Raw genomic sequence first — 14,158 nt, 5'->3', positions numbered from 1 at the left:
ACTCACCCCGATCGGAACACACCTCGCTTCCGGTGAATATTGGCTGTTTAACGATTGTCGATGGCTTCTACGACAGTAGCTATTTGAAGATATGTGTGAGCAACTACAGTGTAGTAATAAGTTGCTACTTTCGATTACGGTGGTTATAATTAATCGCTTAGCGGAAGAACGGGGAACCGTGCTCGTCGGATGCGTTGTCTGGGCCGAGAACGTTCGGAAATCAATATGTAGAATCGGGGGTTGCAACCGGTGACAACCGGTCGGACGGTGTCGGCAGGAGGGAGTACCGTTGTGTTAGTCGGTCATTTCCCACCGACAGTAGACATCGAGAGCGGTTTACACACGTGTCCAGACGCCGGGTCGGTTATCAGTGTCGAATCAGTCGATACTGCGCTCGATGTACTCGAACGTGTTCCCGTACAATGTCTCGTGTATGGTTTTTCACGAACCGGTCCTACTGATCACCCAGGAGATGAGTCTGGATCCGAGGACGCCTTCGAACGTTCAATCGAATCGATAGAGAGGCTCGTCGATGCCGCTGGCGACCGACCAGTAATCGCGGTTGCGGAGGATATTCCCGAACGGGCCCTCGAAGCCGGCGCTTACGACGTTATCGGGCCACACACATCGCTCGAGGTGGCTGTCGCTCGCATCCTGAACGCGGCTGCACGATATCAACTCGAGTCGATTCTTTCGGAGCCTCGATATCAGCCGTCTCTCGAGGATGTCGTTCACCAGGTATCGACCGCTTACGATACTTTCCAAACGGAACGTGGTAGCCTCGAATCGGTGTTGCATTGTATGTATGCGACGTGTTGGCGGTTGACGCGTGCAGAATCCCGAACACAGATCGAAAAGCGCCTTTGCGAGGAACTTTCTTTGCTGGAGGACGTCGACTTGGTCTGGGTCGGGCGTCTCACTACCGAAGTATTGGAACTCACGCCAGAAACGCGGGTTGGCGACCGCGATGAATACCTCAAAGACCAGTCGTATTCTCTCGAAGGCGACGATCTGTCTCCAGCAGCAAAAACGGCAACATCCGGAACACGGACGGTAATCGAGGATACGACGGCGCACCCATCTGAGTCAAGGTGGGCGCGCACGGCACTCGAGCACGGTATCCGCTCGATTTGTAGTGTCCCCATCAATTTTCAGGGCATCAACTACGGATGTTTGACGGTCTGTTCGGCCGATCCGGTAGCGTTCGACAGGTGGACGGTCGACGGCGTCTCGGCGCTCGCTGAGGTAAGTGCCGTTCTGGTCAACCGACTCGAGTTGCGCGCTGGGATCTACGCCGATCGAACGGTCGAACTGGAGGTCCTTCTCGACGGCGGTGATGATCCGCTGATCGCTCTCACTGCGTCTCTCGAACAACGCGTCGATATCGAGAGCGTTGTGCCGCGATCGACGCTCGGATCCGTGGGAACGGTCTCGGTTCCATCGATATCGCAGGAGGTCGAAACTGACCTGATTGGCGCACTTGCGGGCGTTCGGTCGGTACAGACGATACCTTCTGATCCCGGTTCCGCGAGACTGCAGGTGCAGTTTTCCGAACGAACGATTGCAGATGTGCTTTCCGAGCGCGGCGCAGTGGTTCGGTCGCTGGACCCGGTTGGAAACCGCCTTCGAGTCACGATCGAAATCCCTGCGGACCGATCGGTACGGCGAGTAGTACAACTGCTCGAAAACGAGGTACCGAACACGGAACTGATCACCCGTCGATCCGAACGTTCACCTCGGGATCGGTCTGAATCATTCAAGGATAAAGTCACGGAGGAGCTTACAGAACGGCAGCGCCAGACGCTGGAGACGGCCTATTATAATGGCTACTTCGATTGGCCTCGAGAACGAACCGGCGAAGAAATAGCCGACGCATTGGGTGTTTCCCAGCCGACATTTACCCGTCACTTCAGAACCGCCCAGCGAAAATTGTTCGACTTGTTGTACGACCAGTAGTGACGCTCTTTCGCGTCAGTGATCCTCTCTTATCCTCTACCGGGCAGTCACACAGTGACTACAACTCGTGTAATACCGTATTTCCTTCAGATTGAAATATACACGAAATAGCGAGAATGAATAGGTATAGCGTCTAGATAATGCTGTATTTCCCTGTATAGCAGGCGGACCTTTTGCCGAGGAATCGAATCGTTCGATAGATGAGTACACGCTCAGTAATATGGTCTTACGACTACCGGTCAATATTTTTTGTTTCTCGACTGACTCGAACGACGGTGATCGGATGACCGCTCACGTGGCGGAGGCTGAACGGACGTCGATTTCGTCTCGAGCGGAAGGGGGTGTCACCGCGAAAATTCATCTCAGACACCAGAAATTACTGTGCGTTCCGACTATCAAGCGCGTTTCGACGCTCTCTATCGAACAGGACTATACGACGGATTCTCCGACCGGTCGAACGCGTACGTATCTCACCGTGTTCGGTGAGGATTTCGACGCGTTTGAATCCGCACTCGAGATAGATGACACGGTGATCAACCCCGTCCTCTACGAGCGTTGCTCCGACCACCGGGTCTACCGAGTCACGTTTTCGGAATCGGTTATTGAGTTCACTCCAATTGCGGCGGCCGTCGAAGGCCGGGTTCGCGATGTCCGAAGCTCACGCGATGGATGGACCGTTACCATTCGGTTCCCGTCTCGCGATGCACTTATCGGATTTAATCAGCGGTGTCGCGAGCAGGACATTCGGGTATCAGTCAACAACATTCGGGGTTCGGATGGCGGTACCGCTAGCCTACTCCCGTTAACACGAAAACAAGCTGATTTGCTTGTAGTAGCGTACAATGAAGGCTATTTTGACGTTCCCAGAGGAATTTCACAGGAAGAGTTGGCCGCGAAGATCGGTGTTTCAAAATCCGCCGTCTCCCAACGGCTCCGGCGGGCCTTGACTGGACTCTGTCAGTCGTCGATACCGACCGCGGAGTGAACCCTATTCGTCGTCTTTCATGTCGCCGAGCTGTGAGATGAGCTCGTCGGTCGATGCGCTAGATTCGACGGTCATCTCCCCGTCGTGGTCGTGTTCATGGACGCTGACCGTTTCACCGTCGTCTTCCTCTGCTGTGTCTTGCTGTTGCTCGGACTCGTCGTAGCTTCCAAAACCCATGTATTGGAGTTTCACCGGTACTTAAAAGGTGTGCCGATTCGAATCGGTCGTGAGACGACCTGGCGTACCACGGTGGCGTTCTCAACGAGATTACCCATTCTTCGATCTCACTTCGTCGAGTTCATCCTCGGACTGTCTGTCTTCTCCGTCAGACCCAACCCTGTATCCTAATGGACATACATGTAACGGCTGTCCAAGTCGGTCTTTTGAGGCCTTATTCGAGCGGGTTTCATCGGAACTCCGGTGTGATCCGTACCCGCTATTCGATTCGGAGATACTGACGGTCGTATTCCGGTTCTCCCTGCCGCGGATGGATGGTGACAAACGATTCTGGGGGCATGTTTGCCAGTCGTGCAGGCAGATCTTCGAGCTCCGATTGCCAACCGACGTCGCCACGACGCGGGGAAATAGCAATGATAAGGTCGTCTTCATCCGTTTTCTCCTCGAGCGTCGGCAGGAGTTCTCCCCATTCGTCGACGGACTCAAATTCGGTTGTGGCTTCTACCTCCACGAGATCGAACAGTCGCTCGAACTGGTGTGATCTTCCTTCGACGACGAGGACCGTTATCTGGACGCCGAGACTTGCGGCGAGGCGTTTGGTCATGTGGACCGCCTCGTTGAAGCCCTCGTGATGATCCGCTCCCATCGGGACCACGACGAAGATTCGGTTTGTCGTATTGATGGGGTGGCCGAGTCGCGAGATCAAGACGGGAAGCGGCGTCCGCTCGAGCACCTGGTCGATAATGCTGCCGAATATTCGGTGGCTGAACGTTTCGTTGGCGTCCCATCCCATAAGTATTTGATTCGCCTGTACTTCGATCGCTCCTTGGACGATGCCCGACGCGACGTTGTGGTTAACTCGAGCTTCCGTCTGAACGGGAACCTCCGCGGCCCCACCGAAATCCGCGACTTCGTCGAGTTCGGCCCTGACCGAAGCGACCTGTTCTTCGGTCGGCTGTTCGGTGTCCGGTTGGACCACGGTCATGACGTGGATCGGTTCCGTTCCACGCTCTCCCTTGATGACGAACGCGAGTTCCATCAGCCGCCGTTGTAACTCGGCGTTGTGTGAAAGCGGGAGCAAAATGTTGGGATCCTTGGGACTGTCGTCGCCCGCTCCGACATCGCGTTCGAGTGCGAGTTGCGTTCCAGCCCGTTCGGTGAGCCACGGACTGAGTAACGCGGTCACCACGAGCATCAAGACGACTGCATTGAGGACTTCGTCGCCGAACAGCCCTGCGTCGACGCCGATGAGTGTAATCGCGAGTGCGGCTGCGGCTTGTCCGATCGAAAGGCCGAAGATGACGTTTCGCTCGTTGTTCGTGTACCCCTGAACTTCCGAGACAAGCCAGGCTGCGGCGCCCTTACAGGCGATCATCACAACGATAATGACGGCTGCGATTTCCAGTGTTTGGAAGCCGTCGAAGATGATCCCGATGTCGACTTGCATGCCGACGTGAAGGAGGAAAAACGGAATGAAAAAGGCGTTTCCGACGAACTCGACCCGGTTCATGAGGGTCCCTCCCTGTGGGATCTGTCGGTTGAGTGCAAGTCCGGCGACGAATGCGCCGAGAATCCCCGAAATCCCGAGCATCTCTGCGAGGCTCGCGGACGCGAAAATTGCGACCATAACGAACAGGAACTCGAAGTAACTCTCTTGACTGAAGTTCTGGAAGAACCGTCTGGAAATCGGCGGGAGAACGAACCAGACTGCACCGAAGAGAATCGCAAGCGAGGCGAAGATCGTGGCGAACAACCAGACCGAAAGGCCGTCCGCGATAGCGCCGGTAACGACAGCGAGCACGATCAGTGCGAGCGTGTCTGTAAAGAGAATACCGCCGAAAACCGCGGTGACGGCTCTGTTTTTCGTGACGTTGAGCCGATTAGCCACGGGATATGCGAGCAACGTGTGCGAAGCGAAAACCGACGAGAGCAAGAGTGCGGCAAGCGGGTCGAAGTTGAGGACCGTCGTAAGTGTTATCGTCCCCACTACGAACGGGAGGAAGAAACTAGCGAGACCGAACAATGCCGCGTTTTCGGGCGCCTCTTTGAACCCCTGTAAGTCGAGCTCCAGCCCGACGGTAAAGAGGAGGTAGATAAGACCGACCTCGCCGAGGAGGATAATCGCGTCGGAGTGTTCGACGATGTCGAGGACGCCTGGCCCGATGAGCGCACCGAAAACGACGATACCAACGATTCCCGGCTGTCCTAGTCGCTTGATGAGTAACGGCCCGACCAGGAAGACGGCCATCGCTATCGTAAAGACGAGGACTGGGTCCTCGAGTGAAAGTGCAGCGTCGGTCAGGACGAGCTGTGACAGAGACATTCGTTAGATCACTCCTCGGGAAAACGGTAATCGCTTATCGGGGGTCGTTGTGAGCTGCACCTGATCGCGATATCGACCGCTCGATTAGCGCCTTTCTTCTCAGCGAACGGGACAGACATCAGTTTCAGTATTTACCGGCAATTTTCAGTGGTTCATTCACTTCTCGCTTCAATCTACTCAATCATTGGAAGAAATGGACGGGTGGGTAATAAGTCGTAGGATTTCTCTGAGAGATTTCCTATAACTGGCAACTTTTCAGGCTAACATCGGGCTGAGAAATTGACAATCTCGAACTCTTCTGACGATTACCGCTGTAATTGTGTTGTGTTTCTCAACAACTCGAGTCAGGTGATAATCCATTGCTACTTCTCACCATGCTATCGTCTCCTCCCGAAGGTAATACTCGTGCGTGCGTTCTCCATGCTAGTCGGTGCGTTCAGTGGAGTCGCCCGCACCGAAACCACACCCAACAGGTGAGTAGGCCGGCAAAACATCTTTTCTAGACGATTCTTTGTCTGGTTTGTCACGACATACTCCGTTTCCCCGTCGGTGCACAAATTCCCGCTACCGAGGCTCGAATCAACCGTTAAGCCGAACGGGACGGCAGTTCTCCCATTGGATCAAACGGTTACATTTCGACTCGCGAATAGCCTGTTCGTCGATATATTGAGAGCGATGGAAACCATCCCGTTCGAATCGAACGATCGATAGGCGCACGTTACAGATGCGCTACGTACGGAGTTAGAGGATCTATAGTAATGGGTTGGGCTGGACTGTGCTATAGTCATGTCCGTGTCACGCTTGCCGTCCCGAATAAATGCCGCGGACGACTATCCGATTATGAAACGAACGAACGTTGCTGGCGATCGAGCGTTCGGGCTTGATCCCGGAAAGACCCTTGCAAACTGGTGTCCGTCTTCGCGACTGTATTCCCCTTCCGAGTTTACCCAACAGGTCGTCCCCGAGGTGAGCGGCTGATGTGTGGAATAATCGCCCGCGTGGGCGATGGCAGTGCGATAGATCCGTTGCTCACAGGCCTCGAGAATCTCGAGTACCGCGGCTACGATTCGGCGGGAGTTGCAGTCCAGAACGGCAGTGGTATCGATGTCCAGAAACGATCCGGGAAGGTTGCGGATCTCAAACAATCGATCGACGACGTCCCGCTCGAAGGTGCTGTCGGGATCGGCCACACTCGCTGGAGTACGCACGGCCCGCCGACTGACGAAAACGCCCATCCGCACACGGACCACGTCGGTGATATTGCCGTTGTTCATAACGGTATCATCGAAAATCACGCATCGCTCAAGGCCGAACTCGCCGAGGCGGGACACGAATTTATGAGCGAGACCGATACCGAGGTCATCCCCCACCTCATTCAGTCCTATATCGACGAGGGAATGGCCACCGAGCCCGCATTTCGGCGTGCGATCGACGCCCTCGAGGGAAGTTATGCTGTTGCGGCGATGCGGTCGGGCGAGCACGTTCTCTACGCCGCCCGTCAGGGATCGCCGCTGGTCGTCGGTATCGAGGACGACGGCTTTTTCCTCGCGAGCGACGTGCCCGCGTTTCTCGAGTACACGGATACCGTCGTCTATCTCGAGGACGGAGACGTCGTCATCGTCGACGAAAGCGGTATCGAGTACACGGACTTGTCGGGTAATAAAATCGACCGCGAACGCGAAACTGTCGAATGGGACCCCGAACAGGCTGGAAAGGGTGAGTACGAACACTTCATGCTCAAAGAGATCCACGAACAGCCGATCTCGATCGCTCAAGCGATCGAGGGACGGATCGATCCCGACCAGGGCTCGATCGACCTCGAAGGATTCGAACCCGGGACGTTCGAGAACGTCGACAGCGTTCAGTTCGTCGCTTGCGGGACGTCGTACCACGCGGCATTGTACGGGTCCACGGCACTCAACCAGGCGGGAGTACCATCGACCGCATTGCTCGCCAACGAGTACTCGGTTTCTGCGCCGCCGATCGACGAAGACACCCTCGTCGTGGCGGTGACTCAGAGCGGCGAGACCGCGGACACGTTGAATGCGCTTCGGAGTGCGGGGGCTGCCGGAGCCCAGACGCTGACCGTCACCAACGTTATCGGTTCGACGGCCTCCCGCGTTGCGGACGAGACGCTTCTCATCAGGGCCGGTCCGGAAATCGGCGTGGCAGCCACGAAGACGTTCTCTTCCCAGGCCGTGATGCTCGTGTTGTTGGCCCAACGAATCACGTCTGATATGACAGGTGTCCCTCAGGCGGATCTCCAGTCACTCCTCGAGGAACTACACTCGATGTCGGCGCGGATCGAGACCCTTCTCGATCGATCTGGGGCCGAATCGATCGCCCGCCGGTACGGTGACTCCCAATCGTACTTTTTCATCGGGAGAGGGCTCGGATACTCCGTCGCGCTCGAGGGCGCCCTGAAGTTCAAAGAGATCACGTACGAACACGCCGAAGGTTTCGCCTCCGGTGAGCTAAAACACGGTCCGCTCGCCCTCGTTACGCCGGATACGCCGCTGTTCGCCGTCTTCACGGGGACAGAGGACGAAAAAACGCTGAAAAATGCGGCGGAAGCACAAACCCGCGGCTCGCCGGTGATTGCACTCTGTCCGCCGGACCACGAGGCGGTTGCGATGGCCGACGACCACCTCGAAATCCCCGAAACGGACCCTGCATTGGCCGGGCTTCTCGCAAACGTCCAACTTCAACTCGTTTCTTACTATGCGGCTGATCAGTTGGATCGACCGATCGACAAACCCAGAAACCTCGCAAAGAGCGTTACCGTCGAGTAACCTGGACGGGTTCGAATTATCTCCGCTATGGTGTCTCTTCCCTTGTTTTGCGGTCCGTCGGTTCTCGATTCCGACACGTAGCATTCCGTTTCACGGCGCGGAGAACGTTGTTGCTATCGCTCACCTGGGCTGGATAGCGTTCTCTTTCAGCACAGTGAATTCGTCGTTCTGCCGAATCGAATCGAGGACGTTCGACCACAGCGTGACTCGAGACTACCCCCATAGTCTCGGTCCGTGCTGTGGGTGTGTGCGGGGTTTACGTCCCCGGTCGACGTCGGAATCGGTACTGGAGGTCTCCCGTCAATAGATCTGGGACTGCCCTCCACTTCTAAAAGGTAACCGGTACGGTATAAATTCGACACCTGATAAACACGACGGTCGGCGTAACCGAGCGCATCGGTAGCGCCGACCGGATGAACTCGAGTCTGAGCGAACTCGAGCGAATGTGTTCTACTTCGTGAGTACACCGAATATAGTGGGACTGTTGGTCCAAAAACCGAGCTGAAATAACATATTACGGTTCGGAAATATTGAATTTCTGCAGATAGGGACGGTAACGAGCCGGAATTCTGGAAACTGTTTTGGTGCTATTAACGACCGCAGAAATAAAATCCCTCGGAACCCGTACCCGTTATGCAGCCTATAGTAAATAGTATCCTGTAGAAATGGAGGGATGATGTCGACGGAATCAACCGAAACCAAGTGGACGCCGATGACCGCTGGTCAACAGACGACAGCACCCCGTTGTGTCACCTGTGGTAATCAGGTCACACGTCAGTTCGCCCGTGTCTTCGGGGATAACCGAGACGTCGTTCACGCCTGCCCCGATTGCTCTACGTATCGAGAGATGAAGACGTCCGATTACATTCCAAAAGAAGTTCGCTGACTCTGATCCTGGCCGAATGGTCCATACGCCGCTGTCGTCTTGTAGAGTCGAGCACCGAGACGGTTCCCGCAGAGCCGAGCATCGAAGCGATACCCGAAGGGTCGAATCTCGACGCGAGTCCCTTCCGAAGTGAGACCTCGATCCGAATTCGTGGCGACTCGAGAACCCAACGGAGTGGAACTCGGTTCTCGAGCCCAATAGTGGTGAACTCGTTAGGCAGTTCGGACTAGCTCGGTTGCCTCGTCGAACAACTCCGCGGCCCGTTCGGTTCTGCGGGCCTGTGCCGTGACTCGAACGATAGGTTGTGTTCCGCTCGCCCGAAGCAGAAACCACCCGTCCGCCGTTTCGACGCGGACGCCGTCGCGATTGTCGACGTCGTCGTAGTCGTCGACAACACGCCGTTCGACTCGTTCCATGAGGGTCGCTTTTTCGTCGGATTCGATGGTCCCCCGTCGAATCGGATACGTCTCTATCTCAGCCTCGAGTTCCGAGAGCGAGCCGCCGTTTGCGACCAACTCGACGAGTTTGCACGCGGCCAGCGGTCCGTCGGGGCAGAGCGTTTCCTCGGGCCAGATCCACGCACCACTCGGTTCTCCCCCGAAAACGACGTCGTCGTCGGTTGCTCGTTGAGCGACGAACACGTCTCCGACCTTCGTTCGAACCAGAGAGGCCCCCTGATCGGCGAGTGCATCCTCTACGGCCAGGCTCGTGTCGACCGGAGCCGCGACGCGGTCGCCGTCGCCCGCTTCCTCTCGAGCGAACAGTGCCAGTAACGAATCTTTCGGAACGAACGTTCCGGTTTCGTCGACGGCCATCATCCGGTCGGCGTCTCCGTCGTGGCCGATCCCGAGATCCGCGTCGCTTTCGCCGACCAGCGTCTCGAGCGCCTCGAGCGTCTCGGCCGTCGGCTCGCTCGGTCGTCCGGGGAACGCGCCGTCGGGTTGGGCGTTTAGCGTCTGGACCGAACACCCGAGATCGCTGAGAACGCGGGCCGTAATTTGTCCCGCTCCGTTTCCGACGTCGACTACGACGGATACCGGCTCCGAAACGTCGACGCTCGAGCGGATCGCCGAGGCGTGCGATTCGATCGCTCCCGAAAGCACCGTTCGGCTTCCAGTCTCGTCCCACTGCCCAAACTCGTATCCCTCCGATTCGATCCGATCGACGATAGCCGCCCGTCGGTCAGGACCGAACGCCTTCCCCGACGATGTCCAAAGTTTGATTCCGTTGTCTTCGGGCGGATTGTGCGAAGCGGTGACGACGACTCCGGCGTCGGCATCTGCCCAGCCGACCGCCCGGGCGATCGTCGGCGTGGACGCGATCTCGCCCTCGATCTCGAGGGCGTCGGAACCACATTCACAGATTCCGGCGGCGAGCGCGTCGAGCAACATCGTACCGCTCGCTCTACTGTCACGGCCGATGACGATTCGATCGTATCCATTCGAGCCGAGCGCGCGGCCGATTTCGAGGGCGAGCCCGGCTGTCACGTCCTCGCCGACGCGGCCGCGAATGCCACTGGTTCCGAACATATACTAAACTGTGTTCGTACAGCCGTTACTATGTTCTGACTACTCGACGCTCGCGTGTCGCTTCGGTTTCACGGTCGAGTTCTTGCTGGTCGGTAGACGGTAGCAACCGATAGCCGGGATCGATCCCGTCGGGCAGTTTTGGCTCGTGGTTCCGTTTACGGTCCGGTTTCCGTCGGTGGAATCGATGCCATGTCCGCTGGGCGATGTGCTTGCTGTGACCCAGGCCTCGAGAGAACTCGCGTACGTATTCCACGACTGTCCCGCATACCGCATTGGACACACCACAAATTTGTAGTTGACTCCTACGGATCGGAACGACCACAGCTGTATTATTCTCCCATGTTGGTGTTTCTCTCAAGCGGACGGGTCGGACGAGAACGCTCTCAGTAGCGGATGGTTCGCCCGTCGACCGACAACACAATGACTTCATCCAAAACCACGGACGTTCGAGAGGGAGTAGCGGACGGCGACACCACGAGCGGCGAGTCGGCCCTCACAGCGCTTTCACCGAGTGCGAAATTGGTCTACAAGGTACTCGAGTACGAGGGCCCGATGACCCAAGAGGAAATCGTCGCCGAATCGCGTCTCTGTTCACGGACGGTCCGATACGGGTTGCGAAAACTCGAGAACGAGGCGATCGTCGATAGTCGAGTCAGCCTCGACGACGCACGGCAGTCGGTGTATCAAATCACCGAGTGCTAACCGATAATTTGTCTGTGTACGGGATTGCTCGTCTTGTTCTGAACGCACCCGGCGAAAAGGATAGAGAAACTGATAAGCTGACCGCTACCGGAATTTGCGGTACCGATCGATCAGGAGGTCCATTCCGTAGGACCCATCGGTAATAGTGTACTGCAATTGAAGTTCTGGATTGAATTTCGCCTTGTATCTGTTGATGCTTGGCACGCCCGCACCGACGAGGTCGTACCACTCGAGGCCGTTTTCGGCACCGTCTCGGATCACGTGCCAGTCGAGGACGTCGTTGATCGAGACGTCCACGTCCATATCGGGTTTCACACCGCCTTGCCATCTGTACCGCGTCGTCTGGGACTCGACGACCAGGATACCCCCGACGAACTCCCCCTCGATACGGCAGACGTATGGCCGTATCGAGCCGTCTGGAAGCAGTTCGTACAGCGAGCGCGCGAAGTCGTTGTTCATCTGGTAGGATTGGCCCTGACTTTCGTAGCGTGACCGGACTTGATCGACGATGCGGTCGATATCGTCGATCGTTCCCTCTTCGACGACGTACTGGTCTTCCGGGGCGTTTCGAATATTGCTTCGTGCGTCGCTGCTGAACTGGTCTAACAGGTCGTCGGTCGACTGCTCGAGATCGAGGACGTACGTGTACCCGGGTTCGACATCGTAGCCGTTCCAGGTGAACGGACGAACGTCGGGAAACTCCGCGGCGACGAATTTGTTGTAGACGGGCGAGAGCTCGGTTTCGATCCACTCGAGACAGCCGTCCAGAAACCGTTTCGTTCGCCGGTCGGCTTTGCGCTGTTTGAGTTTGTCGACGTTCAACAGCGCTGGGCCGAGGTAACACGACCAGGAGAACGGAGCTGGCGAGAATACCCCTGTAATCGGGCCCTTATTGTATTCGAACACCGGAAAGAGTCCGACGGCCTCCTGCCCTTTGAATCCGGCCAGGAGGTGCGGCGTCGTCCCCGAATCCGCCGCCTGCAACTCGAGAGCTTCGGCCCGAAAGAACGGGTTCGTTCCTGGGGATCGCTCGACGTAGCGGTTCCACTCGGACGCGTCTTCCTCCGGATCGAGGACGTTGATTTCGATGCTCATCTTAGAGATAACCGAGATCGGAGAGTCGATCTTCGACGGCTCCGTTTTCGGTCGCCGTGATCGCTTCCGGTTCGTACGCCGGATATTCCGTCTCCTCGCCGGGATCGACGACGGGGAGGACTTCACCGTCCATCGCCGCGTCGATGGAGATGTCGAACAGCGTACATATTGTCGGGGCAACATCGAAAATCGTCGCGTCCTCGAGCGTGACGCTTTCGTCGAACGCCGAACCCGCAGCCGCGACGATGCCGGTCCGCTTGTGGTTCCACGGCTCCATCGGCTCGCCGAACTCGGCCTTCTCGAGGTCGGCGACGATGGCGTTGTCGAAACCGGCTGGAACGGTAAGGACGTCCGGTGCGTTCTCGATTTCCGGGCCGTGGAAGTACGTTTCCCGCGGTTCCACCGCCTCGAACATCGGTTCGCCGTCGGGCGTTCGCAGGGCTCGCAACTCGTCGATTAGCTCGGATCGGAACGACTCGTACTCGTCAGCCGGTACCTGTCCGTTCGGCTCGCGTCCCTCGAGATTAATTCTGAGACCGAGTTCGCTTTTGGACCTGACGTAGACGGTCGAGTTCGGGAAATCAACTTGCTCGCTGGCTGCACGAATCATATCGTTGGGGACCCGCTTCCCGATCGGTTCTTTCAGCCCGACCGTCTCGAGGGTGTTCGCGACCCGCTGCGTGGTAATTCCGAACTTGGCGGCGAGATTCATCGAGCGTTCGATCGCACCGGGCGTATGATCTCCGGCCTCGTCCCCGTCCAGAAGGTCGTTTCGCCAGGCTTGTGACCAGTCCGGCATCCCTTCGCCGCCACTCCGGCCGACCACGTCTCCGCGATCCCGGAGAAACTCGTTGACGCGGAATTCGTGGCCCTCGACGGTTCCCATTCCGTGGTCGCTGACGAGCAACACGTTCTCGGGGTCGACCGCCTCCAGCGTCTTTTCGATCTCCCGATCGACCGCGCCGTAAACCGCCTCGATCGCCTCCGTGTCACCTGGTCGTTCGTGGAAGACGGAATCCGTTTGCTGGAACTGAACGAACCCGAACCCGGGCTCGAACCGGTCACAGAGATACCGAAATGCCGCTCCCCGCCGTTCGATCGTTTCTTCGTATCCCGCTATTTCTCCGTCCGAATAGTTCCCTCCCTGGGGATACACCTGATAGCCGCCACACTCCGCTTTGACGTCCTCGAGGATTCCGTCCGGGTGACAGTCCGGATCTTCCGGCGCCGTCATTCCCGGAATGAGTGCACCGTCGAACTCGCGCGGCGGATGCGTAACGGGCACGTTGACGACCACACTCGAGATATCACTGTCGCTCAGGAGTTCCCACACCGCTCGCTCTCGAACGTGCGTCGAGTTGACGACGTCCCAATCGTAGCCGTCGAACGAGAGAAAATCGAAAACGCCGTGTTTGCCCGGGTTCTTCCCGGTGTAGATCGACGGCCACGCGCTGGCCGTCCAGGGCGGGATCTGTGACTCGAGGGGGCCGCTCGCCCCTCCTTCGACAAGTCGTTGTAGAGTCGGTGCAGTTCCGGAATCGAATAACGGCTGCAATACCGGGAGACAGCCGGCGTCAATGCCGATGACGAGGAGTTTACAATCGTCGTCTGTACCTTCCATACCCTCGCAGATAACCGTTTTCGGCTTTGTTATGCGATTGCTGGGAAGGGGTAGGGACACGCTTCTCGGCGGCTTTCCTTCAATCCATGGGA

11 protein-coding genes are annotated in these 14,158 nt (G+C 57.2%); 6 read left to right on the top strand and 5 right to left on the bottom strand.

Annotated elements, in window-relative coordinates:
• The first annotated feature begins 429 nt into the window (after nucleotides 1–429).
• Nucleotides 430–1,956: a bacterio-opsin activator domain-containing protein gene (locus tag ACZ5C7_RS22830; protein ID WP_464378805.1), complete on the top strand. Its 1,527-nt coding sequence runs from the start codon at nucleotides 430–432 to the stop codon at nucleotides 1,954–1,956.
• 283 nt (nucleotides 1,957–2,239) lie between these two features.
• Nucleotides 2,240–2,941: a helix-turn-helix domain-containing protein gene (locus ACZ5C7_RS22825; RefSeq protein ID WP_464378804.1), complete on the top strand. Its 702-nt coding sequence runs from the start codon at nucleotides 2,240–2,242 to the stop codon at nucleotides 2,939–2,941.
• A 3-nt stretch (nucleotides 2,942–2,944) separates the two neighbouring features.
• Here ACZ5C7_RS22825 and ACZ5C7_RS22820 read toward each other — a convergent pair whose 3' ends face one another.
• The gene (locus ACZ5C7_RS22820; protein ID WP_464378803.1) at nucleotides 2,945–3,118 is read right to left on the bottom strand and encodes a DUF5786 family protein; all 174 of its coding nucleotides are present in this window, start codon (nucleotides 3,116–3,118) and stop codon (nucleotides 2,945–2,947) included.
• A 259-nt stretch (nucleotides 3,119–3,377) separates the two neighbouring features.
• The gene (locus ACZ5C7_RS22815; RefSeq protein ID WP_464378802.1) at nucleotides 3,378–5,441 is read right to left on the bottom strand and encodes a cation:proton antiporter domain-containing protein; all 2,064 of its coding nucleotides are present in this window, start codon (nucleotides 5,439–5,441) and stop codon (nucleotides 3,378–3,380) included.
• Nucleotides 5,442–6,281: 840 nt separating this feature from the next.
• Here ACZ5C7_RS22815 and ACZ5C7_RS22810 point away from each other — a divergent pair.
• The 3 genes from ACZ5C7_RS22810 (at nucleotide 6,282) to ACZ5C7_RS22800 (ending at nucleotide 9,119) form a co-directional block, all read left to right on the top strand.
• Nucleotides 6,282–6,419: a hypothetical protein gene (locus tag ACZ5C7_RS22810; protein ID WP_464378801.1), complete on the top strand. Its 138-nt coding sequence runs from the start codon at nucleotides 6,282–6,284 to the stop codon at nucleotides 6,417–6,419.
• Entirely contained in the window at nucleotides 6,419–8,233 is a 1,815-nt protein-coding gene (gene glmS / locus ACZ5C7_RS22805) for a glutamine--fructose-6-phosphate transaminase (isomerizing) (RefSeq protein ID WP_464378800.1), read from the top strand. The genes ACZ5C7_RS22810 and glmS overlap by 1 nt, the downstream gene beginning before the upstream one ends.
• 676 nt (nucleotides 8,234–8,909) lie before the next feature.
• Nucleotides 8,910–9,119, top strand: a complete 210-nt coding sequence (locus ACZ5C7_RS22800; protein WP_464378799.1) for a DUF7563 family protein — start codon at nucleotides 8,910–8,912, stop codon at nucleotides 9,117–9,119.
• A gap of 212 nt (nucleotides 9,120–9,331) precedes the next feature.
• Here the strand turns inward: ACZ5C7_RS22800 and glmM are convergent, their stop codons facing one another.
• Nucleotides 9,332–10,648, bottom strand: coding sequence for a phosphoglucosamine mutase (gene glmM, locus ACZ5C7_RS22795; protein ID WP_464378798.1), 1,317 nt, complete (start codon nucleotides 10,646–10,648; stop codon nucleotides 9,332–9,334).
• 420 nt (nucleotides 10,649–11,068) lie between these two features.
• Here glmM and ACZ5C7_RS22790 point away from each other — a divergent pair, with 420 nt between their 5' ends.
• A complete protein-coding gene (locus ACZ5C7_RS22790; RefSeq protein WP_464378797.1) occupies nucleotides 11,069–11,350 on the top strand; it encodes a MarR family transcriptional regulator in 282 nt (93 codons plus the stop codon).
• A gap of 84 nt (nucleotides 11,351–11,434) precedes the next feature.
• Here the strand turns inward: ACZ5C7_RS22790 and ACZ5C7_RS22785 are convergent, their stop codons facing one another.
• Both ACZ5C7_RS22785 and ACZ5C7_RS22780 read right to left on the bottom strand, forming a co-directional pair.
• Complete coding sequence (locus ACZ5C7_RS22785) at nucleotides 11,435–12,445, bottom strand: lipid II:glycine glycyltransferase FemX (RefSeq protein WP_464378796.1); 1,011 nt, start codon at nucleotides 12,443–12,445, stop codon at nucleotides 11,435–11,437.
• A 1-nt stretch (nucleotide 12,446) separates the two neighbouring features.
• Nucleotides 12,447–14,066: an alkaline phosphatase family protein gene (locus ACZ5C7_RS22780; RefSeq protein ID WP_464378795.1), complete on the bottom strand. Its 1,620-nt coding sequence runs from the start codon at nucleotides 14,064–14,066 to the stop codon at nucleotides 12,447–12,449.
• Between the last annotated feature and the right edge of the window lie 92 nt (nucleotides 14,067–14,158).

The organism is Halostagnicola alkaliphila (assembly GCF_055379965.1).
This window is presented reverse-complemented; position numbering and strand designations above follow the sequence as displayed.

Bases quoted from the DNA above. Each gene is read 5' to 3' on its own strand.
- ACZ5C7_RS22825 (WP_464378804.1), top strand. From the start codon at position 2,240: ATGACCGCTCACGTGGCGGAGGCTGAACGGACGTCGATTTCGTCTCGA.
- ACZ5C7_RS22820 (WP_464378803.1), bottom strand. From the start codon at position 3,118: ATGGGTTTTGGAAGCTACGACGAGTCCGAGCAACAGCAAGACACAGCA.
- ACZ5C7_RS22815 (WP_464378802.1), bottom strand. From the start codon at position 5,441: ATGTCTCTGTCACAGCTCGTCCTGACCGACGCTGCACTTTCACTCGAG.
- ACZ5C7_RS22810 (WP_464378801.1), top strand. From the start codon at position 6,282: ATGAAACGAACGAACGTTGCTGGCGATCGAGCGTTCGGGCTTGATCCC.
- glmS (WP_464378800.1), top strand. From the start codon at position 6,419: ATGTGTGGAATAATCGCCCGCGTGGGCGATGGCAGTGCGATAGATCCG.
- ACZ5C7_RS22800 (WP_464378799.1), top strand. From the start codon at position 8,910: ATGTCGACGGAATCAACCGAAACCAAGTGGACGCCGATGACCGCTGGT.
- glmM (WP_464378798.1), bottom strand. From the start codon at position 10,648: ATGTTCGGAACCAGTGGCATTCGCGGCCGCGTCGGCGAGGACGTGACA.
- ACZ5C7_RS22790 (WP_464378797.1), top strand. From the start codon at position 11,069: ATGACTTCATCCAAAACCACGGACGTTCGAGAGGGAGTAGCGGACGGC.
- ACZ5C7_RS22785 (WP_464378796.1), bottom strand. From the start codon at position 12,445: ATGAGCATCGAAATCAACGTCCTCGATCCGGAGGAAGACGCGTCCGAG.
- ACZ5C7_RS22780 (WP_464378795.1), bottom strand. From the start codon at position 14,066: ATGGAAGGTACAGACGACGATTGTAAACTCCTCGTCATCGGCATTGAC.